This is a genomic window from Pectobacterium wasabiae CFBP 3304 (genome assembly GCF_001742185.1).
GTDB lineage: Bacteria > Pseudomonadota > Gammaproteobacteria > Enterobacterales > Enterobacteriaceae > Pectobacterium > Pectobacterium wasabiae.
On the sequence record NZ_CP015750.1, the window covers coordinates 1,478,894 to 1,501,926 of the forward strand.

Consider the following 23,033-nt stretch of genomic DNA (forward strand, 5'->3'; position numbering starts at 1 on the left):
AACAGCCGCCAGAAAGGGATATACTCATGATCCCGGCGGCAACCTGACGTTAATCCTATGAAATACGATACTTCTGAACTGTGCGATATCTACCACGAAGAGGTGAATGTTGTTGAGCCTCTGTTCTCCAACTTTGGCGGGCGTACTTCATTTGGTGGCAAAATCACCACGGTGAAATGTTTTGAGGATAACGGCCTGCTTTTCGATCTTCTTGAAGAAAACGGCCTCGGGCGCGTGCTTCTTATCGATGGTGGGGGCTCAGTGCGCCGCGCGTTGATCAATGCGGAAATCGCCCGATTGGCGACGCAGAACGAGTGGGAAGGTATTGTCGTTTATGGCGCAGTGCGTCAGGTCGACGATTTAGCGGAACTGGATATCGGTATTCAGGCGATGGCAGCCATTCCAGTCGGTGCAGGTAGCGAAGGCATTGGCGAAAGCGATATTCGCGTCAACTTCGGCGGCGTAACCTTCTTCTCCGGTGACCATCTGTATGCCGATAATACAGGCATCATTCTGTCGGAAGATCCGCTGGATATTGAATAATATCGTTGAATTGTCAGGGGTTGATGGCGTCGAGCGATGATAATGGGTAGATCGTAAAGACGCGGTAAATACGTCCCTGTACGCTCGAGCCGCGCCATCCCTGGCGCGGACGCTTTACTCTTCTATCCCATTATCACCGTTCTACTTCAGTGAAACAGGCTTCTCAGGCTGTCAAAAGTCCTATTAGACTTCTTCCATTTTGCCTAACAGCGCGCGCAGGCGCTCTTGCCATACCACTTGCTCTTCTTTCAACTGCTCGTTCTCGCGCACCAGCGCTTCACGTGAACCCGCTGCCGCCTGAACATCCTGCGACAGTGTGTTGTTCTGTTCTTTCAGCTCTTCAATTTCCATTTGCAACAGCGTGATGGTATCAATCGCCTGCTGAACTTTCGCTTCCAGCTTTTCAAACACTTCAAATGACATTCTTCAAACCCCTTTTAATCGCAACAAGGCAAAGATCGGTTAACGCTGGCTTTCGGACTCTGTAACCAACACTCACGGTGTCGCGTCATCCGCCCACAAACATAATCCTGACCGCGGGACGGCTGGCAAGACAGACCATAGCGAAATTGTATGTAGCCAATGGTGCTCTGTCTAGCGCACATCCCCCACTACGCGAGTGTCGCAGCTTTTCTTACTTAACACTATCAGTACAAACTGAAAAATCAGCAATACAAACTGAAAAACGAGCGGCTCAAACTGAAAACTACCCCATTCGCTTCTCCATTACTCCTATTGTGTTAAGAAATTTAACTAATGCGTTAACACGCGCCGTGTATGGAAAACCATGGCGAGTCATTTTATAAGCGAATACGCTCATTTTTTTGACGAACAACACACATTTCAATTTCGATATTTCTCGTTTTCGAGCATTAACGATAAATTCACATCATAAATACATTTAAAACAGGGGATGCCACCAACGGTATCCTTAGACCTACCACTCTGTACGTTACCCAGCAGGAAAAAAATATGAGCCAAGCAGAACGTTCAACGCTAAAAGGCCAGTGCATCGCCGAATTTCTCGGCACTGGCCTGCTGATTTTCTTCGGTGTCGGCTGCGTCGCCGCGTTAAAACTGGCGGGTGCCAGCTTCGGACAGTGGGAGATCAGCATCATTTGGGGTCTGGGGGTTGCGATGGCAATCTACCTGACCGCCGCTATTTCCGGCGCTCACCTCAACCCGGCCGTCACTATCGCCCTGTGGCTGTTTGCCTGTTTCGATGGGCGTAAGGTCGTGCCTTACATTGTGGCGCAGATTGCAGGGGCATTTTGTGCCGCCGCACTGGTCTATGGTCTGTATTACAACCTGTTTGTGGATTTTGAACAAACCAACAACATGGTACGCGGCAGCACAGAAAGCCTAAATTTAGCAGGCATTTTCTCAACCTATCCGAACCCGCACATTTCCGTAATGCAGGCGCTGCTGGTTGAAACCGTCATCACCGCGATTCTGATGTGCCTGATTCTGGCGCTGACTGACGATGGTAACGGCATTCCGCGTGGGCCGCTCGCTCCTCTGCTGATCGGTATTCTGATTGCTGTCATCGGTGCGTCTATGGGGCCGTTGACCGGCTTTGCCCTCAACCCGGCGCGTGACTTTGGTCCTAAGCTGTTTGCGTTCCTGGCGGGCTGGGGCGACGTCGCCTTTACTGGCGCACGCGAAATTCCTTACTTCCTGGTTCCTATTTTTGGCCCCATCATCGGTGCCTGTCTGGGTGCCTTCGGCTATCGCGCACTGATTGGCCGTAATCTGCCATGCGATGTGTGCGAACCCGAGGCAGAAGCTACCACGCGTCGTGAAAGCCGTTAAACTTAACGCCACGACCATCCTATTTCACGGTTAATCATTACAGGATTGGATTTATGAACCCGGAAAAAAAATACATTGTTGCTATCGATCAGGGCACAACCAGCTCCCGCGCCGTCGTACTGGATCACGATGCGAATATCGTTAGCGTTTCACAGCGTGAATTCACCCAGATCTACCCAAAAGCGGGCTGGGTAGAGCACGACCCGATGGAAATTTGGGCCACACAAAGCTCGACGCTAGTCGAAGTGCTGGCTAAAGCCGACATCAGCGCGGATGAAGTCGCAGGTATTGGTATCACCAACCAGCGTGAAACCACCGTCGTGTGGGAAAAAGAGAGCGGCAAGCCGATTTATAACGCTATCGTCTGGCAGTGTCGCCGTACCGCTGAAATTTGCGAGAAGCTGAAAAAAGACGGTCTGGAAGAGTACGTTCGTAACACCACCGGACTGGTGGTCGATCCCTACTTCTCCGGCACCAAGGTGAAATGGATTCTGGATCACGTTGAAGGCTCCCGTGAACGCGCCAAACGCGGCGAACTGCTGTTTGGTACGATTGATACCTGGCTGATTTGGAAAATGACACAAGGGCGTGTTCACGTCACAGATTACACCAACGCTTCCCGTACCATGCTGTTTAACATTCATACGCTGGAATGGGATACCCGCATGCTGGAAGCGCTGGATATCCCACGCGAAATGCTGCCGGAAGTGCGCGCATCTTCAGAAGTCTACGGCCAGACCAACATTGGCGGTAAGGGCGGCACGCGTATTCCTATCGCCGGTATCGCGGGTGACCAGCAGGCGGCGCTGTACGGCCAGCTTTGCGTCAATCCTGGGCAGGCAAAAAATACCTACGGCACCGGCTGCTTCCTGTTGATGAATACCGGCAAAGAAGCCGTGCTGTCCAAACACGGCCTGCTGACCACCATCGCCTGCGGCCCGCGCGGCGAAGTGAACTACGCGCTGGAAGGTTCCGTGTTCGTTGGCGGTGCCTCTATTCAGTGGTTACGTGACGAGTTGAAACTGATCGGCGACTCAATGGATTCCGAATACTTCGCGACGAAAGTGAAAGACACCAACGGCGTTTACGTCGTCCCTGCCTTCACCGGTTTGGGCGCTCCCTACTGGGACCCGTATGCCCGTGGCGCGATCTTCGGTCTGACCCGTGGCGTGAACGCTAACCACATCATCCGTGCAACGCTAGAATCCATCGCCTTCCAGACCCGTGACGTGCTGGATGCGATGCAGGCAGATGCCGGTACGCGTCTGAAATCACTGCGTGTTGACGGCGGCGCCGTCGCCAACAACTTCCTGATGCAGTTCCAATCCGATATCCTCGGCACGCTCGTGGAACGTCCAGAAGTACGTGAATCCACCGCGCTGGGTGCTGCTTTCCTGGCTGGCCTTGCCACGGGATTCTGGAACGATCTGGATGAAGTGAAGAGCAAAGCGACGATTGAGCGTGAATTCCGCCCTAGCATCGAAACGGTGGAGCGTAACGTGCGCTACAGTGGCTGGCAGAAAGCCGTGGCTCGTGCCCGTAACTGGGAAGATCACGACGCCTAGTCTCGCCACATAGGGCGCGCCTGTCGCGCCCGTTTTTTCCATCTCGCTTAACCGCCGCCCTTCCCCGTTGTGATAAAATCCTCGCCCACATCTCTTCCTTTCCCTATCGACAATAGACAGGTATTTATGAAACGTGAATTAGCCATTGAGTTCTCGCGCGTCACCGAAGCAGCCGCGCTGGCAGGCTATAAGTGGTTAGGTCGTGGCGACAAGAATTCCGCCGACAATGCCGCCGTACAGGCAATGCGAATCATGCTGAATCAGGTCAATATCAACGGTCAGATTGTCATCGGCGAAGGGGAAATTGACGAAGCGCCCATGCTATTCATCGGTGAGCAGGTCGGTACCGGCCAAGGCGATGCCGTGGACATTGCCGTCGATCCGATTGAAGGCACGCGGATGACGGCAATGGGTCAGGCGAATGCGCTCGCAGTGCTAGCCGTCGGCGAAAAAGGGGCGTTTCTGCACGCACCAGACATGTACATGGAAAAGCTGATCGTCGGGCCCGAGGCAAAGGGTGCGATTGACCTCACTCTGCCGCTGGCGGACAACCTGCGAAATATCGCGCTGAAGCTAGGTAAACCGCTCAGCCAGTTAACCGTCACTACGCTGGCTAAACCGCGCCATGATGCCTGCATCGCAGAAATGCAGCAGTTGGGCGTGAAAGTGTTCGCTATTCCAGACGGCGACGTCGCCGCCTCAATCCTCACCTGCATGCCGGATAGCGAAGTTGACGTGCTGTACGGCATCGGCGGTGCTCCAGAAGGCGTAATCTCGGCAGCCGTTATCCGTGCGCTTGATGGCGACATGCAAGGACGCTTACTGGCACGTCATGAGGTCAAAGGCGATAGCGCTGAAAACCGCCGTATCGGTGAAGACGAGCTGGCACGCTGCCGACAAATGGGCATTGAAGCCAGTGTCGTCCTCAAACTCGACGACATGGCGCGCAACGACAACGTGATTTTCTCCGCAACGGGCATCACCAAAGGTGACTTGCTGGATGGGATCGCGCGTAAAGGCAACATGGCTACCACGGAAACGCTGCTGATCCGCGGTAAGTCTCGCACGATCCGCCGGATTAAATCGACGCACTATCTGGATCGTAAGGATCGCAAGCTGCACGAATTCCTGCTGTAGCAGACCACTGACTGATTGTTTCACAGTTGTTAATAAATGGCGTATCTTAGACACACGATTTACATGCACGAATAGTGGCGTCGATACCCTAGATAATTCGAGTTGCAGGCAGGCGGCAATCGCGCAGGTCCCCAGGAGCTTACTCAAGTAAGTGACTGGGGTGAGCAAGAACAAATTGGCTTAGCCAATTTGAACGCCGCTTGCGACGGCCCCTCAGGGCGAGGCTCAGAGATGAGTCGAGTATTGCCAACGCACATGTAGCTTGAAGTATGACGGGTACAACAGGAGCAGAAAAATATGGCTGAGTGGGTAACTGGCAAAGTGATTCAGGTGGAAAACTGGACAGAAAATCTGTTTAGCATTCGGGTTCATGCACCCGCCGATTCATTCACTGCCGGGCAGTATGGCAAGCTCGCGCTGGAGATTGAGGGTGAAAAAGTACAGCGCGCGTATTCCTATGTGAACGCGCCCAGCGATCCTACGCTTGAGTTCTATCTGGTGACCGTGCCGGAAGGCAAACTTAGCCCTCATCTGCATACGTTGCAGCCCGGTTCAGAACTCTTGATCGTCAAAGAGGCCGCTGGCTTTTTCGTGCTGGAAGAGATTCCCGATTGTGAAACGCTGTGGATGCTGGCAACAGGTACGGGTATCGGCCCTTATCTGTCGATCCTTCAAGAAGGAAAGGATTTGGAACGCTTTAAGAACATCGTACTGGTTCACGCCGCCCGGTTCTCACGCGATCTGAGCTATCTGCCGCTGATGCAGCAATTACAGCAGCGCTACCACGGCAAGCTGCATATTCAAACGGTAGTTAGCCGGGAAGAGGAAGCAGGCTCGCTGACAGGCCGTATTCCTACGTTGATCAGCAACGGCACGCTGGAAGCCGCAGTGGGCTTGCCGATGGATACCGCCACCAGCCATGTCATGCTGTGCGGTAACCCACAAATGGTACGTGATACTCAGCTATTGCTGAAAGAAGAGCGACAAATGACCAAGCACCTGCGTCGCAGACCCGGTCATATGACCGCCGAAAACTATTGGTAAACAGCAAATTATTCCCAATCAGCGGCGGAAGCGGAATGGCTCCGCCTCTGCTCCAAACCGGTTTTCCCCTTTTGTTCCCAGAAAAACACCGCAGTCGAGCAACGTCATCACCACAATCAGGATCGGCAAGAAGCGGCCAATGCCCCACTGCCAGATGGCGGAGAACATGTACCAATTGCCTGAGGCCAGTACCCACGCCACCACTAGCAGCAGCGCCCACCAGCCGCTTTTGTTACGGTCGTGCAGCCGCTTCACCATCATCGCCGCCGTCGGCCACAGCAAAGCCACTAAACCAAACGCCGTCAATTGCGTATCCAGCCAGCTTTGACCAGAAAGCGTAAACAATACCGCCATCAGCGCCACCCAAATACCCATCCAGAGCCAGAAATCACGACGACCAATACGTCCTTTAAACGAGAAGCACCATTGCTGTAATGTCATTAACGATAACGCCCTGAATTGTTAGCCTGTCTGGCCGAATCAATCTTGATTTATTGTGGGTGATTTTACCTCAACCAAGATGTTTACCTGCAATCTTTACGCGATTTTTGACAACGGCATACAAATGCCGCTTTAATCGAACGTATTCTGCCGTTATCGGCCTGTACATCTTCTGAAGTGGCTGACCTGAACCCCTATGACACGAAAACGCATCGCTTCACTGTTGGTTTTATCATCGCTGGTGCTGTACCAGACTCACGCGGGAGCCGATCCGACGTTTCCGCCCAAGGCATCAGCCAATGCGCCGTACCTGCTAGCCGGTGCCCCAACCTTCGATCAAACCATCACACAATTCCGTTCCCGCTACAACCTGAGCAACCCAACGCTGCCGATCGGTGAATTTCGAGTTGTCGATACCGGCAACATCACCAGCATGTTGACGCGGGCCGCCAGTCGAATCAACGGCCACCTCTATGCCTCAACCGCACTGGAGAAAGGCACAGGGAAAATCAAAACGCTGCAAATCACCTGGCTATCGCAGCCGCAGAACGAACAAGAAACCGCAGCGCGTCGTAAACAGGCTATCGACTATATGGCAGCACTGGCACGCACGTTCGTCCCGTCGCTGACGGAAGAACAGAGTGTGAAAAAAGTCACCGAACTGCTGGAAAAGGGCAAAGGGAAGCGCTTTTATCAGCAAACAGAAGGGGCCTTGCGCTATGTAGTTGCAGATGACGGCGAAAAAGGGCTAACTTTTGCTGTTGAACCGATTAAGCTAACGCTATCTGAACCGTGATCAACACGGTAATTCATGACGAAAAACAGAGCCACGGTCACATTTCGTCTCTATACTGTGGGCAAGTTATATTGCCTGATGGGCAGTACTATTTACGTCATTAATGCGTTTTATTCATTAACACATTGATTCATTCGCGATTCCGGCTGGAGGAAAAAAGATGCGACATCCATTAGTTATGGGTAACTGGAAGCTGAACGGCAGCACTCACATGGTCAACGAACTGATCGCGGGCCTGCGTAAAGAACTCAGCACCGTTGACGGCTGTGGCGTAGCCATTGCCCCCCTGCTATCTACCTCGATCAGGCTAATCACCAACTGGCAGGCAGCCGTATTGCACTAGGCGCACAGAACGTTGACGTGAATCTTTCTGGTGCCTTCACGGGTGAAACTTCTGCTGAGATGCTGAAAGATATCGGTGCGAAATACATCATCATCGGCCACTCTGAGCGCCGCACCTACCATAAAGAAAGCGATGAATTCATTGCCAAGAAATTCGGCGTGCTGAAAGACGCGGGCCTGATTCCAGTGCTGTGCATTGGCGAAACGGAAGCAGAAAACGAAGCAGGCCAGACGGAAGCCGTATGTGCTCGTCAACTGGATGCTGTGCTGAATACGCTGGGCGCGCAAGCATTTGAAAACACCGTAGTTGCCTACGAACCAGTATGGGCCATCGGCACCGGCAAATCAGCAACCCCAGCGCAGGCTCAGGCTGTTCACAAATTCATCCGTGACCACATCGCCAAGCAAGATACTGCCGTTGCCGAACAAGTAATCATCCAGTACGGCGGTTCAGTTAATGCTGCAAATGCGGCAGAGCTGTTTACCCAACCGGACATCGACGGCGCACTGGTTGGCGGAGCATCACTGAAAGCCGATGCCTTTGCAGTCATCGTGAAAGCCGCAGCCGACGCTAAACGCGGCTAAGCTTTTATCGAAAACAGACGGAAGTTCGTCTGATAAAAAAGCCGGTTCACGCTATTGCGCCAACCGGCTTTTTTTATGACGGACATCCCTCTCCGTCACCCTTCGGGCCGTTGCTTACGCAACGTTGAAAAACGCTCCCGGCGTTTTTTATGCGAACAGGACACTCGCTCCCCTTCTTTTCAGCCGTCTGTTAACGGCTCAACGGTTACTTCACCGTAGGGATTTGCTGCGTAATGCAGTGAATATTTCCCCCGCCCAGCAGGATTTCCCGCGCTGGCACGCCGCTAATCACGTAGCCAGGGAACATCTGTCGCAGCAGATCGCGTGCAACGTCATCCGTCCTCTCATCCAGCAGTGGAAAAACAATCTGCTGATTGCTGATCAGGAAGTTCACATAAGACCCCGCCAGACGAGAACCAGCAAGACGTTCAACCGCATCACCACTGTCCACGCCCTGCGCTTCCTCTTTAGTCGCATAGAGCGGGCCGGGAGCAGGTAGTTTCCAGATTTTCAGCTCACGCCCTTGTGCATCCCGCGCTGTCGAAAGAACCTCATAGGCCGCGACAGAGCGTGCATACTGTGGATCGTTTTCATCATCGGTCCAGTGCAGTGCCACTTCACCGGGACGCACGAAACAGCACATGTTATCGATATGACCGTCGGTTTCGTCGTTGTACACGCCCTCTTCCAGCCAGATAATCGTCGAAATGCTGAGGTAATCACGCATTAGCTGTTCGATTTCCGCCTTACCCAGATGCGGGTTACGATTCGGATTGAGCAAGCATTCTGCCGTGGTCAGCAGCGTGCCTTCACCATCGACATGGATCGAGCCGCCCTCCAAAATCAGCGGTACGGCATAGCGCGCAGCCTGATGATAATCCAGCACCTGCGCCGCGACGTTTTCATCCTGACGCCAGTCTTCATACAAACCGCCCAGCTCGCCGCCCCAGGCGTTGAACTGCCAGTCGATACCCCGACGCTCACCAGCCTGATTCAGCACGATGGTTGGGCCAGTGTCGCGCATCCAGGCATCGTCGCTTTCTATTTCCAGCAGCGTAACATTCACCGGCATCACTTTTTGCGCATCCGCCATGTAGCGTGCAGGCACGCCCATAATAACAGGCGTGTTTTGGGCGATAGCTTCCGCCACGCGCGCGAACGTTTTCTGCGCCGGAACGCCCTGCTCGCGCCAGTTGTCGGTACGATATGGCCAGAGCATCCACACGGCATCATGCGGAGCCCACTCGGCGGGCATCGCAAAACCATCCTGGTGTGGCGTGGTGAGATGAGGAGTTGCTAACTGTGACATCACTTATCTCCGAGTCTTGCCGTCTGAGCTGGCAATGGTGCCGTACATTTCCGGGCGACGGTCGCGAAACAGGCCCCATGAGGCACGCTGTGCAGCAATAGCGTCTAAATCGAACTCATGCACCAGAATGGCTTCATCCGTCTTATTGGCCTGTGCCAGTAGCGCACCGGTTTGATCGGCAATAAAGGACGAGCCGTAGAACGTCATATCCAGACCGTCGATATATTTGCTGGCTTCCGTACCGATACGGTTGGAGGCGATCACCGGCACCAGATTCGCGGCAGCATGACCTTGCTGAACGCGAGTCCAGTGCGGCTGGCTGTCGATATCCGGGTAAGCCGGTTCGGAACCAATGGCGGTCGGATAGAAAATCAGCTCTGCGCCCTGCAATGCCAGGCTACGTGCGGTTTCTGGAAACCACTGATCCCAGCAAATACCCACGCCGATTTTCGCGTAGCGCGTCTGCCAGACTTTAAAGCCCGTGTCGCCCGGAATGAAGAATTGCTTCTCCTGATACGCCGGGCCGTTCGGAATGTGGGTTTTGCGGTAAACATCCAACACGGAACCATCCGCATCAATCATCACCAGCGAGTTGTAATAGGCGTTATTCGCACGCTCAAAGAAGCTCAGCGGCAGCACCACATTCAACTCCGCCGCCAGTGCGGAAAAATGCTTAATCAGCGGGCTGGTTTCCAACTCCTGCGCCAGCGCATAGTGCTCCGGGCTCTGATCGATACAAAAATACGGTGCGGCAAACAGTTCCTGAATCAGGATAACCTGTGCGCCTTTTGCATGCGCTTGTCGCACCAGTTTTTCAGCGTTTTCGATATTCTTGGGCAGCTCCCAGGAACACGCCATTTGTGTTGCGGCAACGGTAACTTTTTTCATGCGAAAACCTCAATAATAACGATATATACCCGCCCTTTCTCACCGGCAGGTATCGGCAATAAGCATTTCTCTCGGTCACAATTATTCATCGGCGCTTTCCCGCGCGGCCTTAACGAGTGTAGAACAGCACGCCAGCGCATGCCCAATAGGCGTATCCCGTTAAGATATTGACCGAGGATGACATGCGCATTATGCCAGTTAATGACGGCACGTCACTACGTCGAAGAATGATCTCGCCTGACAGGCTCACAGGATAAAGAAGAGAACCGATAACCAACAGTACAGGATTACAGTTCACCATGAAGGTCGGCGCGTTGCTGGTATTGTCACGGGCGACTGGACAGCGTCTGACTGGATGAATCGACCTGTCTGGTGCACTATACCTACAATACGCAAAGTCAGGTGACTACCGTCACCGGGCAGGGCGGTAGCGTGCACCGCCGTTTTACCTGGCACGATCGCCAGCGAACGGCCTGCTTAGCGAATTAATATTTATGAGGTTGCCAAGCCGATTACCGTTGATGTCAAGGACTGGTTCGGTATGAGGGTGGCGTGACGCAATATAAATCACCGACAGCATAATAAAATTAGCAAATAATCAATCGTTAAAGAGATTGTGATATTTATGAATAAAAATGAGCTAAGAGATAGACTTATCAAAGAAAAAATATCGAGATCTTTATATTCTTTAGATGGGAGTTTACCGGATGAGAAATTATGTCTCGATCGCGAAAATGGCTATTGGGTTGTTTATTATTCAGAAAGAGGAATAAAAACTGGAATGATAAGTTTCTCAACCGAGAATGAAGCATGCCAATATATATACAATCAGATTAATGCAATTGCTATTGATAAAACAAATAATAACCGAAAGCGGTCTTAACGCATCTTAAGGTTAATCGCTGAAGACAGGTTGGACTTGTCATAGCAGTAAAACTGCTACTGGTGGTCGATTGATTGCCGAGAAGCGGCGCTGGGAATGCGAAACAAAAAAAAGAAAATAAAATGAATATAGATGAAAGCATATGTGAGTTAGTTAGTTTTTTCAAAATTAACAAAAGTAATATGGGGCGGATGGATTATCAAGTTGAGGGGATTCCAAACTTTCGGTGCGAAATGCCTTTAAATGGAGAAATCCTTCATTTCTATACACATGTGTTGCTTGAGGACAAACCAACTTTTCATGGAGGTGCTTACTTACAAATCATTGAAATTGATGAACTACCGAATATCCTGTTAGGATGGCGTTCATCTGAGGAAAATGATGCTTGGAATGATGATTTTATAATATTTGCTGAACGTAATGGCGATGTTCTTTATTGCGATTCATCAGATATTACGTCGCCGGTATATGGAAGTATCCAGAAAAGGAACTTTCAGATTTCAAATACGCTAAGTGAATTCATTGAAATTTACACAAAAGTTTTAAAAATAGAGATTGAAGATTTTTATTGTGATGTTACTGATGATGACTTTCATTTCAAACCGGAATATTTATTAGCTGTGGAAAATGAGTTGAGGAAAGTGCTTTCTGCTGAATTTGTTGCTAATTACATGCTATTTTTCTATGAATGATATTAGATGCTATGATTCGGACAGCGGGAAATATATCTAATAAGTCCTTCTTGAATACGTGGCATAATCACGAGGATATAAATAGACTCGTTTCATACTCGCCATACCTCAAGTTGCATGTGTGTTGGTTACGTGACTCGCATAGGCTTAGTCCTGCTAGAGTATAGTTGATCATTGGACTCATTCTGCAAACCACGATTTTTATCATCCAACAGGAAAAATAAATGCAAATAATAAAAAAAGAGAAAGTAAAATTATCCGACTTTATCGTCCTTGCTAAAAAGGACATTAAAATAATAAAGGAAGATTTTTGCTTATATTGTGAAAACTCTGATAAACCACTCTCTCAAGACATGTGGTGTTATGTTGATGAATATCCTACCGGAGATGACAATGGAAATGATGTTTTCTCTGATTTTGTTGTGAATAATGATTTGGAATTACTCTATTATGGTGAACAGTTCATTGATGTTATAAATAATGTATTAATGCAAGAAGATGAACCTGATATTTATATCATAATTGAGGCGCTTAATTATTATATGGAAAATGATAATTTTTTGGATTTTGATCAGTGATTTGAAATTTAATAAATGGAAGGATATTTACGACCGACTTCGACTATATTTTAAGTCTAGGCACGTAAGTTATAAATATCTTTAGATTCTTCATCCATATCTAAACTACCAAGAGCGCCAAGATCTAAGCTATAAATTCTATCATCATTATCACTCAGATAAATAAAATATCCTACATCACCATCTTGGCCAATTAAAAAACAATCAGGTTCAACATCCTGTATTGTATAAATTTCGTTTCTTTCAAGCACATCGCGATAGTTGAAAATATAAATAAAACCTCCCTGAGAATTTTTTATTTCATAACATTCGTTTTCGACAACTTCTTCAGATAAAAAACACTTATATTTTTTAGGCAGATTTTTATCTAAAATTTTTTCTATATCAGCTAATTTTTCCATCACTGAATTCTTATTCAAAAAAACCTCGCATTCATTAAATATTAAAAAATTGATTTCCGATATTACTCCCCTCATCCATCAAAATATTCATATGCATCACCAATGGCTTTCTTAGCCCAACAATCCTATTAATTCAGGTGAGATATAGCAACCACCGTTCGGATCATAATACCTAAAACGGTTATAGCATAAACTACTTTCGTCGTCACGGTATTGCCCGTAAAAGTCCCGGATCGGTTTTTTCAGCGTTCTCCATATAACACTGGCACCATAAGTTAGCGTGGGGGTCCTGCCAACGAGGTTCACCTTGCTGATTAAAAATGGCCTGCGGTTCACCATTATGGTCGCTGGTTACGAAATAATAAAGTCAATGCTATTTGATATTTATTACAGAAAATTCAATTCTTAGATTTTTCATTAAAATAAAAATCAAGATATTTTTTAGGTCGTTCCTGAAAAGCTCTTTTCTTTCCATATCCATACGCATCATGAAAATATTTATAAGCCATATCATATTCTTTTAACTCATAACAGATCATCCCGAGATCAATTAACGGAGCTGTATCTATATCTGAACCTCTGGTTTGCAACGCAATCTCTGCCCATTTTTTAGCCTCATAGAAATTCCCTATATCGAAATTGACACTATATATACATGCAGAAACCCAACTGGAAATCTCCCACTCTAGTTTTGGTTCAGGGAGTAATCTCCAAGCTTCATTATATTCTTCTAATGCCCGTTCATAAGATTTTTCATCATGGAGGTGATTACCCTTTTCAACCACAGAGACTATTAATGCCTCTAGCTCTTGATTTACATCAGAAAGAATCTTCATCGATCATCTCTTTAGTCATTGAAAGTATTGATAAATTTCCGACAACCCAATAAAATTACTTGGGTTTCTATATCTATCAGGCAGGTTTTCACCTTGAGAACAGTTATGTCAAAAATACTCTAACTCATAGTTCTTGGGGTCCCGCATAAAAGCTCTAGCTTCTTTAAATTTTGCCCCATAATATCCGCCCTCTTGATTACAATATCTAACATAATCAGTCAGATGAACCATATCAGCATCCTGAATACAATCCATTACTATCAGTTAAATTTTTAAATTGCATCCTATCACCCGAACCACGAATGCAACCTTCTCCATACATTCGCTCAATAACAGATCGTCCTGTTTTAGCCTTTTTGCCTGGCGTTCTTTCCCTATAAGTAAGATGGCAAGATGCCAACCCAAATGGATCAACCAGCACTGGACGTAAGTGTAATTACTTTCCCAGCCATCAGGTGTACAACCTAAGCGTCTGGCTATTCGTAATATCTACTTCAGCCGTAAGTGACTTTCATCCAGTCGCCATAATGTGAGAAATCGCTCATGCTACCCCCCATCCACAAGGTAGTTAATCATGGCTAAGGTACATTCAAAGTCAGTTAATAAAACAACCAAAACAGAGCGTTACTACACGGTGGGATACGCTTCGCATAACGGCATCAGCGATTAACCTTAAAGGGCACTGGCTGGAAGAGTCAGGCTTTATGGCTGGGATGCCGATAACCGTTACCGTTGAGCGGGGAAGGCTGATTATTGAGACCAAGATTAATTTCTGACGCCGCATCGATAAATAGTAGATAAAATAACCCGGAAGGATTGTTGGGATCGCTTTCGAATTATTATTAGCTTAAACAATCAATGACCAATGCATCTAATTCAATCCACGCATCTTCTAATCTAAATTCGATTTCAGGATTATTTTCTTTTCCATCAAAACTCACATATGCATTTCGTATCATTTGTGGAATGGTATATAAATAAAGCGCCAACTCTTTATCAACGAAATCACTACCTTTCAATATATTAGATAACTCGCCCAAAGACGATATTAACCCCATATAGGCATCTTCATTGAACGCCATATTGGTTCTAATTTCATCAACGAAACTATTTTTTATGATCTTTTCTTTTATTTCTTCCAACATATTATTAACCTATAAAAATCCAATTATCGCTTCCGACGGTATTTATCCAAAGGCTAATACTTCTTGGTGAGCTACTGCTACATTTCGGCTGAATGGAGTTTTCAAATGTTCCGCAGCCTTTTGAGCGTTTGATACATCTAAAATCTTATCGCTCGGAATTTTAGACAGATCTATCTTAACAATTGGATTTGCTGCTTGGGTTCCACCATGAGTAGCAAAGTATTCTGCTGTTGATTGACTTCTAAATAGCTTCGCACATTGATGCTTCACTTCTCATCGTACGAGGCCAAAGCTGACAGGAGATCGCACATTTCCAAATGTAGCGCTATTACGCAAAGCTATTTAACCTCTGACGATCCATACGATAAACAGCAGATAAAATAAAGACGGAAGGATCGTTAAGATTTATTCCGGATTTTCATTTATAAAACATCACTAATAGATATTATATATTTTCTTGCTTTCACTGACAAAAACAAATCATGCCCAATAAAAACATATCCTAAAAACTCATTATTCTCATTGATTTCCTCACAAAAACCAGAACTAAGCTCAGAACCATTAGAGTATTTAGATAGACCTGAAATTTTATCAGTACAATAAAAAAAATCAAAAGATTTAAAATCAAAGTTAGCCATTTTATACCCAGCATTGTTATATTTATCATCTGGCATATCTGATTCGTCATGCAAAAAATTACGTAAAAGGTAGTTGTTAATATCTTTCTTCCTTTCCTCAATGCCTAAAAAAACCATAAAGTACACATTTAAACAACTTCCAGAATAAGAAAAAAATGGTTCAGCTACATTTTCCATAACCCACGGAAATTCAATTTTCCTTAGTAATTGACTCATTAACCCAGCCTTATAATATCAAGTATAGCACTCAGGTAATTGGTCTGAACGTAAAGTACCACTTTTCAAGTCACCAGCGATATTACAAATACTTCGTCCTCGAATATAATCAGGTGCATCAGAATCAACATCCCTGAATGTGTCACTAATTCTTTTTTGACCAAGTAGTACATCACAACCAGCCAATCCCAGCGGATCTATCCAGCAAAGAGAGTTTTGGACATAGCCGTAATTACTTTCCCCGCCCAGCCCCCTATCGGGTCAGGTGAAATGTAGCATCCACCGTTCGGATCATAGTACCGAAAACGGTTATAACATAGCCCGCTTTCGGTGTCACGATACTGTCCAGCAAAGGCAAGTCCCAGGTCGGCAGGGTCTTCAACGGAGCCCCGTCTTTGTCCCCAGAGGGTGCTTTTCGGTGCTTGCCAGCGCAGGATACCGTCGGGTTTGTACAGAGCCTGGGGTTCACCGTTTTGGCCGCTGGTGACATCGTTCTGCGTCTGCTTACAGCGTTTGCCAGTATATGGTCCAAATTGATCATAGCTATAACGAAAAAACTGCACTCGGTAGTCCGGTTTTGTCGTACTAACCATACCGAGTCAACCCTTCCCACCATAATTCGATCTATCGATTACTATCTACCCTTAGATAAACCTATGTAACACTCTAATAGATTATCCCGCATCAATTATATTCCAACCGGATTCATAAATATTTTTTTGGTATACGAAAAATTTTAAACCTCCAAACTGGAGGAAATTATTTTTCAATATTTTTATCAATCCGTCCTCTTTGCAATTTTCATAAACATATATCTCATCATTTGAAAAAACGATAAAAACAGACGATGAAAAATCTGGGGAAGATAAAAATATAGAGATAACTTCATTATATGAAGGATGAAAAAAAACCTTCACATGTTCAATTTTAAAAGGATGTGAAATATTCGATTTTTTCTCATGCAAAATTTCATATGATGCATGCAAATTAAAATCATCAAACTCATTAATATTATTTCTAGTAACAAAAGGGTTTGGACCATTAATGTAAAAACCGACTACACCATCAGCTCCAATCTCCAAGAAAATCACATTATCAATGATTTCATCATCTTCATCAACTATATAAACAATGCCAGATATAACTACCCCATTAAATAAATATGATGTTTTTTTCAAAAATGATTCATGGTAACTAGTCGGCATCATTTAATTACCTCTTGTAAGTATGATGACAATCTCCCTTTGTGAAGAAAAGTTAGCGCTTCATTCGTAGCATTATTAACTAAAACCACAGCTTCGCCTTTAACATATGCACTAGTAGATTCGATAGTATTCCATATAAAATTCGAATTAACTAAGTTGATCTTATCGTTAACTATAGAAAGAACAAAATCTTTCATCCCTTCTTTATCCCCCTTTGCAACTGGCACACCTAATTTTCTCGATGTTTCATATATATCCTGAGCATGTTTTTTTAATTTTACATTGAAGTTACCGCTAAGTGTTATCTCGCACCCAGCCAACTCAAACGGATCAACCCACGTATTGGGATTCGGCACATACCCGTAATTACTCTCTCCCCCCAATACACCTATCGGGTCGGGTGAGATATAACAACCACCGCTCGGATCATAATACCTAAAACGGTTATAGCATAAGCCACTTTCGTCGTCATGGTATTGCCCGGCAAAGGCCAGACCTGGATCGCGTTTTTCAGCCTTGTCCGTATAGCGCTGGCCCCATAAGTTAGCGCGCGGGGCCTGCCAGCGCAGTTCACCAGTCTGGTTGAAAATAGCCTGCGGTTCGCCGTTATGGCCGCTGGTGACAAAGTCAGTTTCCCAGCTTGCGTCGGTCCGTTGTGCACCCAGTGGCGGCGGCTGACAGGTTCACCGTCGCGGTAGTACCGCACTTCGGCTGTCTGGTCGTAGCGTTTGCCAATACGCCGCCCGAACGGGCCGTGGCGGTAAACCAGCGTTCACCGTTTGGGGTATCCACGACCCTGGGCTGATTGCGGCTGTCCCAGCGGTAGTGCCACACCTGCGAACGGTAGCCCGGTTGCACCACCTGCCTGCGAATGAGCCACAGGATGCCACTCGGTCAACCGTGTCGCATCCTGCGGCAGGCCGCTACGGTTGTAGCGGTACTGTTCTTCCGTGTTAACGTTGCGCCCACGCCACCACTCAGTACAGACTACAGGTAGGTTAGCTTCATAACACCAAAACGTTTGTTGATCTCTTCGTGTATAGCCAAATGGGTTAATCATGGACTTTCCATTCAACAGTAATGGAATTTCACCATCGTTCGAGAAACACCTCATCACACCGGAGTATGTAGCGTTCTTAATTTTATGACTTTTAACCCATTCTGATATACACGCATCAATATCAATTTCTTTCACACGGATACGAACATTCGTAGCAGGTCGATTTACAGTGTTACTTAGCACCAAGTTGTAGGCAATTAATTCGTTACCACCGCCGTGAGTTTCGACCACCACTGAAACTATCGAGCGATTTGATTGAAGCCAGCTTCTTCGTGTGAAAAGAAATGAAAAAACCGATAACACAAGTGCCAACACAGACAAGATAGTTTTCCAATCATCCGGGCTCGGCAATAACATATCTTGCTCCTAACGTATGCTTTTCTTAACTGGTCTAGCAGAAAACAGGAAGCCACTCTGGTAACATTCGTCTATTTTTCAATCCTAAAAATTTCGATCATAGAATCAAATGTATTTTGATGCCGGTCAAATTCCGGTCAGGATATTATCAATGAGTTCAAAGCCAGACACCCCCATTGTTATGTGATTAGGATACTCAGAAACAGGAATACGCCTAATTTCTTCTTCCCCGTGATAAAGACCACCAGCATAATTGAATATTTTTAACTTTCTACTCTCCTCACCTAAATCGGCACACCCTACAATCTTCCATACACCGACACTAATATTCTGATTTCCCGTAAATATAACTTTCGTTTTTTTTCCAAACTTCTCAAAAGACATAGGTTCCAGAAGCCCATCATTTTTAAAAACCTCACTATCTTGTATAGAAATAACACAGAAAGCGATTACTTTCTTAAACTTTGCTTTCGGCGAAAAAACAACCTGACACATAGCATATTTACCATTACTCAAAGGAATGAAAAATATGTCGCCTTCTTTATATTTTATTTTCATAATCCATTAGCCTTCAACTGACCCATTTGGGAAATCAGGTGAAACTAAAATACTATTTAATATAGACATAGCCATGATTTACATTCCAGGAGGATTAAGAAGAGTAACACTTTCAACGAAGCCGCCACTACCTTGAGCATTTATTATTATACCTACCGGTATCCTAGAAGGACTTCTATAGTTCCCAATAAAATTCCCCAACTGCTAAAGTCGCTTTTTTGTCCCAGTCTTAGAAGGCGCCATTGCACAGTTTTGTCATACGCTGCATGTTCACTATTGTTGGACAAGATCAAAGAAACTCCCATGCTGAATATTTATAGTCACTATTTATTTCTTTAAAATCCACCCCCTTTAGCCCAAGCAACTCAAACTTAGATTTAAATATATCAGAACAGACGGGAGCAGCTATTTCATTGCAAAAAAACAAATATTCATTTATCTCTTCTTTTATTTCAAATAGTTCTATTGACTCATAATAAATTTTTTCGACCCCCTATCCTCTGGTGTATTAAATTCCCCAGTTTCATGATCTACAGATACCTCATAAATCGAATTCTCTCTATCCATTATAGATATATAATTCCTCAAGAAAAACAAGAAATATTTTCAGGAGAAAATTGTACAATAAAAAAGATTTTCCACGATTTTTCATAACAATTTCCCTGTATTAGGATCAACTTTAAACAAACCATTATCTAAGCCAGATCTGGCCAAATCCTGAATTTCCTTAACTTTAAGTTCTAGACTTGTATCGCTTAGAGATTTAGCCTGCCTTGAAAGGGTAACTAGTTGCTTTCTAATTTCATCTGTATACTGACTATGCTACCGCCTATCCACGAGGGAGTTAGCCATGGCTAAGACACATTCTAAGTCAGACGTCACCGTTAATAAAGCAACAAAAACAGAGCGTTGGATACGCCCCGCACAAACCTGTTATAACAGGTTTGAACAGCTTTAGCTGGCCCGTAGGGCGAGTCTCAAAATGAGACGAGTAAAATGGCAGACCCAACCCGCCGTCCGCGATTAACCTTAAAGGTCGCTGGCTCGAAGAGTCAGGGTTTATGGCTGGGATGCCGATAACGGTGACGGTGACGGTGACGGTTGAGCGGGGCAGGATAGTGATTGAGACCGAGATTAATCTCTGACGCTGCGCACGATAAATAGCAGATAAAATAAAGCCGGAAGGATCGTCAGATCTTTTCAACTTTATTCACATTAATGTTTTTAACAAGTAACTCTTTGCCACCATTTTTTATTTTCAATATAAACTGATGTAACTCCCTTACTCCATTTAGCATATTTTTTTAGAAAAAAAATCATAGCTGCATCAGATTTACCCATAATATCATCAGGTCCCTTCAACTCTAAAAATATAAAAATATTTATTGAATCAAATAAATGAATAACTTTTAAAAACTCCTCATAAAGTAAGTTACCATCAGAATAAATCAACCCATCCATATAATCATATGTAATCTCAACAATATTACTATATTTAGAAGTCATGACACTTTTGATAAAATCGTTAATTATATCATTATCAACCTGCTCGTTACTTTGCAATGCGTAATATATTTCACTCGCCACCACTTCAATATCATGAGGCAATCGATATCCTTTACTCATCAACCAAATAATATGATTTATTTTATCCGACATTTAATTACTCTCACTAATTAGGTACCGAGAAACCAGGCAATTTCCTCAGATTTTCCCAACTATCAGGAAAGTGAGTCAGTATAGTAGGCGTTTTACCTGTTTGACTAGTTGCTGTAAACAAGCCTGTATTAGGATCATAATAACCTACACGAGGTTTATTAGTATATCTATAAGTAAATTCCCTGCCATCTTGGATAGTAGTTCTGGCACTGAAATCATATTCCCTCACTGTATTTGCCCCCACTTGATCACCATGTTTTGCATAATGATCTCTTAATCCAGGCCCATCAACTCCCTGCCTAGATTTATTCCATTTTGCATTTTTCGATACACCACAAAAAAGCCCCAGCGGATCAACCCATCCCAGCGGATTCGGCGCATACTGATAAAGGTTAATCCCCCCCGCCAGCCCTATCGGGTCCGGTGTCGTGAAGCGGCCTACCGTCGGGTCGTAATAGCGGAACAGGTTGTAGTGTAATCCCGTTTCCTCATCTGCGTATTGTCCGGCATAGCGTAGCGACTGGGATTCTACCGGCTTGCCGCAACGCAGCCCTTCGCTGTCCTGCGTCTGTCCGGTGACAGCGCCGAAGCTGCCGTAGTCTCCGCTCCAGCGCACCGCGCCTTCCGCATCCGTCATCTCCAGCGGCGCACCGTTCAGCTCGGTATTGAACCAGCGGATATCGCCGTCACGCGCGCCCGGTTGCTGCGTGATACGCGCTAACGGCGACCACCAGAGAGTCGGGTCATAAACGTAGCTTTCCGTCCGCTCGGCGTGTCTGACCTGTAGCAGCCGAAAACCTTCCCACAGGAAACGCGTCTCTTCCTGCGTCCCGTTTTCACCCCGGGTGACCGTTTTATGGGTGCGCCTGCCCAGCGCATCATAGCCATAGCAGGCCACGAACTCACCCTGTGGCCCCCGACCCCGGGCTTCCACCAGACGGTTGTCCGCATCATACCGGTAAAACTGCTCCGTGGTGCCTTCACGCCGCCGTGTCAGGTTGCCCTGACCGTCATACTGGTTCCACAGATGACGCCAGTTCAGCAGGCGATTGTCGGACAGCGGGCCAGCAGACGGCGAATGGCCGCTATCCTGTAGATTGTCCGCCGCATCATAGCCATATCCCCGATGATGCACCAGCCAGTGCACATCAATCCGTTTCAGCAGCCGACCTTCTGCATCGTAATCATACTGCACGTCACCCCGCAAGCCGTCCCTGACTGACGCAAGCTCGCCGGAAGCCGTGTAGCGTAACGCCCGCGAGAGAAGCTGCTGCTCCGGCTCTGCGACATCCCAGAGTCCGCTGCGCTGTGAGGTCAGGCGACCGAGGCTGTCATACGCCCGTTGCTGCGTGCGGCGGCCCTGAGTACGGCTGATTTCCCGGTGCAACCGGTCACGGGTAAACTCGCTGACCACCTGATGATTGAATTTTACCGCGCTGACATGGCCCGAGCCGTAGCGCAACCAGCGCAGCGTGTCGCCATCCGGCAGCGACAGGGCGCTCACGTTGCCCAGTGCATCCCGCGTGTAGCCGATATCACCTTCACTGCCGTGTTCGCCTGACTGAGGGGTTAATAAAGCAACCAAAACAGAACGTTACTATACCGTGGGATATGCCCCGCACAAACCTGTTATAAACAGGTTTGAACAGCTTTAGCTGGCCCGCAGGGCGAGTCTCAAAATGAGACGAGTAAAACGGCAGGCCCAACCCGCCGTCCGCCATCAACCTTAAAGGCCGCTGGCTGGAAGAGTCGGGTTTTATGACCGGGATGCCAATAACGGTGACGGTTGAGCGGGGCAGGTTGGTGATTGAGACCGAGATTAATCTCTGACGACACACACGATAAGCAGCAGGTAAAAAATAGCCGGAAGGATCGTTAAGATCACTTCCGGCGTATTAAACTACTTAGTGCTATATACAAAATTCTTTAAATCAGATTTCCAGCTTTCATTTTTTTTATCGAGATATAGCCGAGCATCATCTTTATTTCTTTTTACATAAAGGATATCTGACATTTTGTAAGTTCGTCGTCCTAATTCATCAAACAAACAAAAAACCAGAGTCTCTTTACTCAAGGTTCTTTCGTTTAACATATCCCATTCTATTTCATCATTAAAAACAGTGAAAATTTCATTCCCATTTAATATTACCCACCCAGATCGCTCTAACATATCCTTTATCTCAAGCATTTTCTCTTTAATTTTCAAAGTGCCTCCCAAAATCCATTAGGTGGCGCAATTCCATTATTATTTAAGTTTTTAATAATGTCATCTTGAGTCATAGGGGTACCACCTTTCTTCCACGTATCAATAGAAAGGATCTTATTATTTCTATCAGCAATTGT

Annotated in this window: 23 protein-coding genes and 7 pseudogenes; 13 read left to right on the forward strand and 17 right to left on the reverse strand. The window is 46.4% G+C overall.

Features of this window, described 5'->3' with window-relative positions; genetic code table 11:
* Nucleotides 1-57: 57 nt before the first annotated feature.
* Nucleotides 58-543: a ribonuclease E activity regulator RraA gene (rraA, locus tag A7983_RS06655; protein ID WP_005973328.1), complete on the forward strand. Its 486-nt coding sequence runs from the start codon at nucleotides 58-60 to the stop codon at nucleotides 541-543.
* Nucleotides 544-726: 183 nt separating this feature from the next.
* On the opposite strand, the gene zapB is transcribed toward rraA, so the two are convergent.
* Nucleotides 727-966 (reverse strand): septal ring assembly protein ZapB, encoded by a 240-nt coding sequence (gene zapB, locus A7983_RS06660; protein ID WP_005973326.1) that lies wholly within the window; start codon nucleotides 964-966, stop codon nucleotides 727-729.
* Between the two features lie 549 nt (nucleotides 967-1,515).
* Between zapB and A7983_RS06665 the strand changes: the two genes are divergently transcribed.
* The 4 genes from A7983_RS06665 (at nucleotide 1,516) to fpr (ending at nucleotide 6,101) form a co-directional block, all read left to right on the forward strand.
* Complete coding sequence (locus A7983_RS06665) at nucleotides 1,516-2,355, forward strand: MIP/aquaporin family protein (protein WP_005973324.1); 840 nt, start codon at nucleotides 1,516-1,518, stop codon at nucleotides 2,353-2,355.
* A 53-nt stretch (nucleotides 2,356-2,408) separates the two neighbouring features.
* Entirely contained in the window at nucleotides 2,409-3,920 is a 1,512-nt protein-coding gene (gene glpK / locus A7983_RS06670) for a glycerol kinase GlpK (RefSeq protein WP_005973322.1), read from the forward strand.
* Between the two features lie 126 nt (nucleotides 3,921-4,046).
* A complete protein-coding gene (gene glpX, locus A7983_RS06675) occupies nucleotides 4,047-5,057 on the forward strand; it encodes a class II fructose-bisphosphatase (RefSeq protein ID WP_005973320.1) in 1,011 nt (336 codons plus the stop codon).
* A 297-nt stretch (nucleotides 5,058-5,354) separates the two neighbouring features.
* Complete coding sequence (gene fpr / locus A7983_RS06680) at nucleotides 5,355-6,101, forward strand: ferredoxin--NADP(+) reductase (RefSeq protein WP_005973318.1); 747 nt, start codon at nucleotides 5,355-5,357, stop codon at nucleotides 6,099-6,101.
* 18 nt (nucleotides 6,102-6,119) lie between these two features.
* Here fpr and A7983_RS06685 read toward each other — a convergent pair whose 3' ends face one another.
* A complete protein-coding gene (locus A7983_RS06685) occupies nucleotides 6,120-6,542 on the reverse strand; it encodes a DUF805 domain-containing protein (RefSeq protein ID WP_005973316.1) in 423 nt (140 codons plus the stop codon).
* Between the two features lie 196 nt (nucleotides 6,543-6,738).
* Between A7983_RS06685 and A7983_RS06690 the strand changes: the two genes are divergently transcribed.
* Both A7983_RS06690 and tpiA read left to right on the forward strand, forming a co-directional pair.
* On the forward strand, nucleotides 6,739-7,338 hold the full coding sequence (locus A7983_RS06690; protein WP_005973314.1) for a YiiQ family protein: 600 nt from the start codon (nucleotides 6,739-6,741) through the stop codon (nucleotides 7,336-7,338).
* 160 nt (nucleotides 7,339-7,498) lie between these two features.
* A pseudogene (gene tpiA / locus A7983_RS06695) lies at nucleotides 7,499-8,265 on the forward strand (triose-phosphate isomerase).
* Nucleotides 8,266-8,470: 205 nt separating this feature from the next.
* Here the strand turns inward: tpiA and aguA are convergent.
* Both aguA and aguB read right to left on the reverse strand, forming a co-directional pair.
* The gene (aguA, locus tag A7983_RS06700; RefSeq protein ID WP_005973311.1) at nucleotides 8,471-9,574 is read right to left on the reverse strand and encodes an agmatine deiminase; all 1,104 of its coding nucleotides are present in this window, start codon (nucleotides 9,572-9,574) and stop codon (nucleotides 8,471-8,473) included.
* A 3-nt stretch (nucleotides 9,575-9,577) separates the two neighbouring features.
* On the reverse strand, nucleotides 9,578-10,462 hold the full coding sequence (gene aguB, locus A7983_RS06705; protein WP_005973309.1) for an N-carbamoylputrescine amidase: 885 nt from the start codon (nucleotides 10,460-10,462) through the stop codon (nucleotides 9,578-9,580).
* 625 nt (nucleotides 10,463-11,087) lie between these two features.
* Here aguB and A7983_RS23145 point away from each other — a divergent pair.
* The 3 genes from A7983_RS23145 (at nucleotide 11,088) to A7983_RS06715 (ending at nucleotide 12,615) form a co-directional block, all read left to right on the forward strand.
* Nucleotides 11,088-11,345, forward strand: coding sequence for a hypothetical protein (locus tag A7983_RS23145; protein WP_071531143.1), 258 nt, complete (start codon nucleotides 11,088-11,090; stop codon nucleotides 11,343-11,345).
* A 122-nt stretch (nucleotides 11,346-11,467) separates the two neighbouring features.
* Nucleotides 11,468-12,037: a hypothetical protein gene (locus A7983_RS06710; RefSeq protein WP_005973307.1), complete on the forward strand. Its 570-nt coding sequence runs from the start codon at nucleotides 11,468-11,470 to the stop codon at nucleotides 12,035-12,037.
* 224 nt (nucleotides 12,038-12,261) lie between these two features.
* Nucleotides 12,262-12,615 carry a DUF7716 domain-containing protein gene (locus A7983_RS06715; RefSeq protein ID WP_005973305.1) on the forward strand — a complete coding sequence of 118 codons (354 nt, stop codon included), beginning with the start codon at nucleotides 12,262-12,264 and terminating at the stop codon, nucleotides 12,613-12,615.
* A gap of 56 nt (nucleotides 12,616-12,671) precedes the next feature.
* Here A7983_RS06715 and A7983_RS06720 read toward each other — a convergent pair whose 3' ends face one another.
* The 3 genes and pseudogenes from A7983_RS06720 to A7983_RS06725 form a co-directional block, all read right to left on the reverse strand.
* Complete coding sequence (locus A7983_RS06720; protein ID WP_005973303.1) at nucleotides 12,672-13,034, reverse strand: hypothetical protein; 363 nt, start codon at nucleotides 13,032-13,034, stop codon at nucleotides 12,672-12,674.
* Nucleotides 13,035-13,130: 96 nt separating this feature from the next.
* Nucleotides 13,131-13,374 (reverse strand): annotated as a pseudogene (locus tag A7983_RS23150) (RHS repeat domain-containing protein); the annotation flags it as partial.
* Nucleotides 13,375-13,414: 40 nt separating this feature from the next.
* Complete coding sequence (locus A7983_RS06725; protein ID WP_005973302.1) at nucleotides 13,415-13,852, reverse strand: hypothetical protein; 438 nt, start codon at nucleotides 13,850-13,852, stop codon at nucleotides 13,415-13,417.
* A 574-nt stretch (nucleotides 13,853-14,426) separates the two neighbouring features.
* Here A7983_RS06725 and A7983_RS23155 point away from each other — a divergent pair.
* Nucleotides 14,427-14,628, forward strand: a pseudogene (locus A7983_RS23155) (SymE family type I addiction module toxin).
* Nucleotides 14,629-14,694: 66 nt separating this feature from the next.
* Here the strand turns inward: A7983_RS23155 and A7983_RS06730 are convergent.
* The 7 genes and pseudogenes from A7983_RS06730 to A7983_RS06760 all read right to left on the reverse strand — a co-directional run bounded on the left by A7983_RS06730 (nucleotide 14,695) and on the right by A7983_RS06760 (nucleotide 19,031).
* Nucleotides 14,695-14,997 carry a hypothetical protein gene (locus A7983_RS06730; RefSeq protein ID WP_005973298.1) on the reverse strand — a complete coding sequence of 101 codons (303 nt, stop codon included), beginning with the start codon at nucleotides 14,995-14,997 and terminating at the stop codon, nucleotides 14,695-14,697.
* Nucleotides 14,998-15,039: 42 nt separating this feature from the next.
* Nucleotides 15,040-15,267: a hypothetical protein gene (locus A7983_RS23845; RefSeq protein ID WP_156781735.1), complete on the reverse strand. Its 228-nt coding sequence runs from the start codon at nucleotides 15,265-15,267 to the stop codon at nucleotides 15,040-15,042.
* A 152-nt stretch (nucleotides 15,268-15,419) separates the two neighbouring features.
* The gene (locus A7983_RS06735) at nucleotides 15,420-15,851 is read right to left on the reverse strand and encodes a hypothetical protein (RefSeq protein WP_005973296.1); all 432 of its coding nucleotides are present in this window, start codon (nucleotides 15,849-15,851) and stop codon (nucleotides 15,420-15,422) included.
* A 168-nt stretch (nucleotides 15,852-16,019) separates the two neighbouring features.
* Nucleotides 16,020-16,339: pseudogene (locus A7983_RS24705) on the reverse strand (RHS repeat-associated core domain-containing protein); the annotation flags it as partial.
* A gap of 186 nt (nucleotides 16,340-16,525) precedes the next feature.
* The gene (locus A7983_RS06745; protein ID WP_005973292.1) at nucleotides 16,526-17,059 is read right to left on the reverse strand and encodes a hypothetical protein; all 534 of its coding nucleotides are present in this window, start codon (nucleotides 17,057-17,059) and stop codon (nucleotides 16,526-16,528) included.
* 299 nt (nucleotides 17,060-17,358) lie between these two features.
* Nucleotides 17,359-18,043, reverse strand: a pseudogene (locus tag A7983_RS23850) (RHS repeat-associated core domain-containing protein); the annotation flags it as partial.
* 556 nt (nucleotides 18,044-18,599) lie between these two features.
* Nucleotides 18,600-19,031 (reverse strand): Imm26 family immunity protein, encoded by a 432-nt coding sequence (locus A7983_RS06760; RefSeq protein ID WP_005973288.1) that lies wholly within the window; start codon nucleotides 19,029-19,031, stop codon nucleotides 18,600-18,602.
* A gap of 998 nt (nucleotides 19,032-20,029) precedes the next feature.
* On the opposite strand from A7983_RS06760, the pseudogene A7983_RS24725 reads away from it, so the two are divergent.
* Nucleotides 20,030-20,176, forward strand: a pseudogene (locus A7983_RS24725) (SymE family type I addiction module toxin); the annotation flags it as partial.
* Between the two features lie 79 nt (nucleotides 20,177-20,255).
* On the opposite strand, the gene A7983_RS06765 reads toward A7983_RS24725, so the two are convergent.
* Both A7983_RS06765 and A7983_RS06770 read right to left on the reverse strand, forming a co-directional pair.
* A complete protein-coding gene (locus A7983_RS06765; RefSeq protein ID WP_005973286.1) occupies nucleotides 20,256-20,690 on the reverse strand; it encodes a hypothetical protein in 435 nt (144 codons plus the stop codon).
* 13 nt (nucleotides 20,691-20,703) lie between these two features.
* Nucleotides 20,704-22,275: an RHS repeat-associated core domain-containing protein gene (locus tag A7983_RS06770; RefSeq protein WP_069704143.1), complete on the reverse strand. Its 1,572-nt coding sequence runs from the start codon at nucleotides 22,273-22,275 to the stop codon at nucleotides 20,704-20,706.
* Between the two features lie 19 nt (nucleotides 22,276-22,294).
* On the opposite strand from A7983_RS06770, the pseudogene A7983_RS24730 reads away from it, so the two are divergent.
* Nucleotides 22,295-22,520 (forward strand): annotated as a pseudogene (locus tag A7983_RS24730) (SymE family type I addiction module toxin).
* A gap of 70 nt (nucleotides 22,521-22,590) precedes the next feature.
* On the opposite strand, the gene A7983_RS06775 reads toward A7983_RS24730, so the two are convergent.
* The gene (locus tag A7983_RS06775) at nucleotides 22,591-22,896 is read right to left on the reverse strand and encodes a hypothetical protein (protein WP_005976342.1); all 306 of its coding nucleotides are present in this window, start codon (nucleotides 22,894-22,896) and stop codon (nucleotides 22,591-22,593) included.
* Nucleotides 22,897-23,033 lie beyond the last annotated feature (137 nt).

Coding starts and splice junctions, on each gene's coding strand:
- rraA (WP_005973328.1), top strand. CDS start 58: ATGAAATACGATACTTCTGAACTGTGCGATATCTACCACGAAGAGGTG.
- zapB (WP_005973326.1), bottom strand. CDS start 966: ATGTCATTTGAAGTGTTTGAAAAGCTGGAAGCGAAAGTTCAGCAGGCG.
- A7983_RS06665 (WP_005973324.1), top strand. CDS start 1,516: ATGAGCCAAGCAGAACGTTCAACGCTAAAAGGCCAGTGCATCGCCGAA.
- glpK (WP_005973322.1), top strand. CDS start 2,409: ATGAACCCGGAAAAAAAATACATTGTTGCTATCGATCAGGGCACAACC.
- glpX (WP_005973320.1), top strand. CDS start 4,047: ATGAAACGTGAATTAGCCATTGAGTTCTCGCGCGTCACCGAAGCAGCC.
- fpr (WP_005973318.1), top strand. CDS start 5,355: ATGGCTGAGTGGGTAACTGGCAAAGTGATTCAGGTGGAAAACTGGACA.
- A7983_RS06685 (WP_005973316.1), bottom strand. CDS start 6,542: ATGACATTACAGCAATGGTGCTTCTCGTTTAAAGGACGTATTGGTCGT.
- A7983_RS06690 (WP_005973314.1), top strand. CDS start 6,739: ATGACACGAAAACGCATCGCTTCACTGTTGGTTTTATCATCGCTGGTG.
- aguA (WP_005973311.1), bottom strand. CDS start 9,574: ATGTCACAGTTAGCAACTCCTCATCTCACCACGCCACACCAGGATGGT.
- aguB (WP_005973309.1), bottom strand. CDS start 10,462: ATGAAAAAAGTTACCGTTGCCGCAACACAAATGGCGTGTTCCTGGGAG.
- A7983_RS23145 (WP_071531143.1), top strand. CDS start 11,088: ATGAATAAAAATGAGCTAAGAGATAGACTTATCAAAGAAAAAATATCG.
- A7983_RS06710 (WP_005973307.1), top strand. CDS start 11,468: ATGAATATAGATGAAAGCATATGTGAGTTAGTTAGTTTTTTCAAAATT.
- A7983_RS06715 (WP_005973305.1), top strand. CDS start 12,262: ATGCAAATAATAAAAAAAGAGAAAGTAAAATTATCCGACTTTATCGTC.
- A7983_RS06725 (WP_005973302.1), bottom strand. CDS start 13,852: ATGAAGATTCTTTCTGATGTAAATCAAGAGCTAGAGGCATTAATAGTC.
- A7983_RS06730 (WP_005973298.1), bottom strand. CDS start 14,997: ATGTTGGAAGAAATAAAAGAAAAGATCATAAAAAATAGTTTCGTTGAT.
- A7983_RS06735 (WP_005973296.1), bottom strand. CDS start 15,851: ATGAGTCAATTACTAAGGAAAATTGAATTTCCGTGGGTTATGGAAAAT.
- A7983_RS06745 (WP_005973292.1), bottom strand. CDS start 17,059: ATGATGCCGACTAGTTACCATGAATCATTTTTGAAAAAAACATCATAT.
- A7983_RS06760 (WP_005973288.1), bottom strand. CDS start 19,031: ATGAAAATAAAATATAAAGAAGGCGACATATTTTTCATTCCTTTGAGT.
- A7983_RS06765 (WP_005973286.1), bottom strand. CDS start 20,690: ATGTCGGATAAAATAAATCATATTATTTGGTTGATGAGTAAAGGATAT.